The following is a 3,983-nucleotide window of genomic DNA, read 5'->3' as shown; positions in this document are numbered from 1 at the left end:
CGCAACGACTACTACGGCTGCAGCGGGCCAAACCTCGGGGCCAACACCTCCTTCCTCAACCAGGCGCTGGTGATCCGGGGCGACAACTGGCCGGCTCCGGATCCGAATAACGCTGGCGCCGGTGTCCTGCGCTTCGACAACACCGGCGGGGCCCAGAACCTGGGCGACAACACCAACCAGCCCGGCTGGCCGGACGTGTTTGCCCGCGACACCATCTTTGAGGGCCGCAACAGCACCGATGACCGGACGGCGGGCAGTGGCGTGCCTGAGGTGCGGCAGTTGCGGGCGCCAGATAGGGACTATGCCAACTTCGGCGTGCGCATCTCGGCCTTGGGCAACCCGGTGCTGGATACCTCCCGCTGGGTGATGGTGGCTCCCATCGGGCCCTGCCCGAACCCGGGCGGCGCTGGCCTGCTGGCCGAGTACTACAACGGCTGGATCACCAGCCCGCAGCCGCAGAACCAGTACAACCGCAACACAGGGTTTGCCACCAACCCCAGCGGCCAGGAGGTGGGCCCTCTGCCCCAAGATGTTCAAAGCACCAACCTGCCCTACCTGCGGGCGGTGCGCTGGCCGGATCCAGTGTTCCCGGCACAGGGGGTGCCGGAGCCCATCGGTCAATTTAACAACGGCTACACCAGCAGTGCGCCGCGTTGTCCAACGACCAATTTGGACAGCGCCACCAACGACCAGCGCTGGGCCTGCGTGCGCGACGCTATCGATAATCCAGCTAACCTAGCACCTTTTGCCCGCAGCGGCAGCGGTTTTCCCTGGTGGGGCGGCTTCCAGTACCAGTTCGGCAGCAGCACGTCCCGGGATTCAAGGTCTCCCTTCAAGCGGATGCTGTACAACAATTTCCCCACTTGCAGCGGCTCTTTGTCTGACATCCTGCAGCCCCTTTGCCGCCTGTCGGTGCCGATTCTCTCGCCGCCGAATCCTTGGGAGCCTCGGCAACCTTTTACCCCTCCGGATCCCAATCCGGATCGCCGGGATCGCGGCGACTGGTTCTGGATGCCCAGTTGCGGAGAGCCAGACGGCAACAACAGCTTGCCGAACGCGCCCATCGATGCGGATGACATCGGCTATTCCTATGTGCCTGTCGGCAGCCCTCGCATTGGATACAACTTCAATCCCCCCAACAATGGAGTTCCAGAGCTCCGATTCAAACACAACGAGTTCAACTTCCTACGCTCCTGCTGGCGGCGCAGAACTGGTGGATCCGGCAGTGGCAACAACAACGGCAACGATTTCTTCGTCGTCCGCTGGGTAGGGGAGCTCTATCCCCGCTGGCCGGGCCTGCAGAGCTACCGCATTCTCGATGGTGATGATGGTGTGCGGCTGATCATCCGGCGGCGGGAAGGCTCCGATGCTACTTTTGTCAACCGCGGCGTTTGGAACGGCACTCCCCTCAGCCTAGGGCCGGACGCGGCAGGTGCCGAAGCCTGGTCAGATGGCGGCGGCAAGCAGGTCACCCTGCGCCTAGAGCTGGACTGCGCGGATCCATCCCAGGACTCTCCCTACCTGGTAGAGATCCAGACCTATGAAAATACCGGCACTGCGCGATTGCGCTTTGCTACCCGCGATGGCAGCGATCTGGAAGACTACGACCTGCGCTACCTGAAGCCGCTGCCGCCAGTCAACCTGCCTTGCCAGCCGGATCGGAACAAAGCTCTGCTGCCCAATCAGAAGTACTGCGCGGTCAGCCTCAATTGTGATCCCATTTGGGATAATAATTGGACGCCCGCTTGTAAAACCGATATTTGTGTTGCAACTACCATCACCCAAACCAAAACAGCCACTTTGCCCGCCGGCTGCCCCGGCACGCCGCCGACGCCCCAAACCCGGCAGATCACCTGCTACCCACAGTACAACTACGGGAATTGGTCGGCCTGGAGTCCTCAGTGCACCCAGCAGCAGCAGTGCAGCCGGGCCACCATCACCCAAACCCGCACCCGCACGGTTACGCCGCTCTGTACCAGCCAAGCTCCCTTCACCGAAACCGAAACCCAAACCATCACTTGCCAGCCGCCGGGTGCTACCTGCACCTATACAGATTGGACTCCTCAGTGCACGCTGGCCAACGGCGGCCTGACGATAACCCAAACCCGCACCGAGACCTGTACCTCGAGCTGCGGAACCACCACCCGGCCGCAAACCCAAACGGTTACCTGCCCGCAGACTTGCAACTACAACTGGGGGCCCTGGTCGCCGGCTAGCTGCGACGAGGTCATCAACCAAATCGCCTGCGGCACAACCAAAACGTTTACCCAAACTCGGACGGGCACCCTCATCGCCGGTACCAGCAGCCCCACCTGCCAACAAACCAAGACGCAGTCGCAAAATCTCACCTGTCAAGGGCGGCCTTGCGGGCCGGGTACCTTTGCGCCCGATGCTCCCGGCAAGAGCCCCTTGGGCGAGTGGATGGCGGCCAAGCCCAACACGGTGGAGCTGCGCCCCGTGGGCGAAGTTCAAGCCGAGCCGGAGCCGGAGACGATCAGCGTCCACGACGTGGCCCAGGCTGTCGATGAAGGCGTAACCATTGCCCTGGAGCCGCGGCTTTCGCCAGTGCTGGAGGTAAAAGCAGGGGTGCCCAAGCCGCCCAAGTGGCCCAGCCCTGCCGAAGCCCTGCAGGCCGCCTTCAACTGGATCTTCGGCGAGCCGGCCTACGCCGCCCGCAACGGCCTGAAGAGTAACTTGCTGCTCACCGAGATTGCCAACCCCAGCAAAGAGCCGGGCATCCGCCCTGCCGAAAGCGGCGCTCCACCGATTGCTGGCAACCCGGCTCCAAACACCGATGATTGGGCGCGGCAACTGCGGCGCCGGTTGCTCGACGAAGAGAATCCAGAGAATCCAACCGTCCGCTGCGACTCTGAGGAGAAAGTCGGCCCCGATGGCGGCTTCTGGGTGCCGGGGGTGTTCCGCCCCAACTTCAACGACCGCTTCCGCTACAAGGCCTACACTGGCGACAGCCGCCCCAGCACGTTGCGCTTTAACAATAAGGGTAATGTAGTGGATCGGGATCCGCTGTTTGGGGACATTCCTGGCGTACAACCTCAGATGGCGCTCAACCCCTACGCTCGGGTGAATAACGCTACGGCGCAAGCTTACGCCACCACATCCACCTATCTGGACGGTTACTACATCGACGACAAAGGCAGTGAGAAAATCAGCAACGGCCTGTGCTTCTACGTCAAGCCCAACGGCAACACCATCCAGGTGCAAATCGACCGCAACGGCGGCGATAACGATGGCCTGGTGTGGGTGGATGTGGAGCCCTTCACCCTGGATCTGAACAGGCCCACCACTGGCTTTGCCGGCCCCAACCCGGTGCTGGGCGTAATCCTGGACGAGGTGACGCGGCGGCCCATTCCCATTCCCCGCTTCCAGGAGCTGGCCTCCACCGACCCGAACCAGCGCCGCCGCAACGACGATGGCAGCCAAAACCGGCAACTGCAGCCTGCCCGAGAGACGCGGGTCAACGCGGTGGCTGTTAGCGGCGTGCTCCCCTCGCGGCTGGATCAAACCGCCGGCGGCATGCACAACTTCCTGCGCCTCAACGAGCTGTGGAGAAATACCAACCTCTTCTTCAGCGGCTCAATGATCCAGCTCAACTACAGCACCTATGCCACCGGCCCCTTCTTGCAGCGCAGCTTCGAGCCGCCCAACCTGGTGCCGGATCCAACCTTTGTGCTCGGCTACGACTACTACTCCCCACCCAACCGCCGCTTCGGCTACGACGTGGGCCTGCAGATTGCTCGCCGCCCCGGCGCCGTCTCCAGCCGCTTCCAGTTCCCCTCCAACGCGCGCACCGAGTTCCTGCGCGAGCTGGATCCACAAGATCCGTATGTGCGGCGGCTGCGCTGCGCGCTCCAGGATCAGCCGGGTGTGCCGTTGGATCCGTCTGCCCAGATTGGCGGCTGCAATGAGTTCAATTGATATGGATCTGATATAGATCCGTCCGGTCAGGGGCAAATTAAAGTAGG

General features: G+C 62.7%; 1 pseudogene. It reads left to right on the top strand.

What is annotated here, in order from left to right:
* A pseudogene (locus NW863_RS12400) lies at positions 1-3,936 on the top strand (type II secretion system protein); the annotation flags it as partial.
* Between the last annotated feature and the right edge of the window lie 47 nt (positions 3,937-3,983).

Source organism: Synechococcus sp. B60.1 (assembly GCF_047462555.1).
Lineage (GTDB): Bacteria > Cyanobacteriota > Cyanobacteriia > Thermostichales > Thermostichaceae > Thermostichus.
This window is presented reverse-complemented; position numbering and strand designations above follow the sequence as displayed.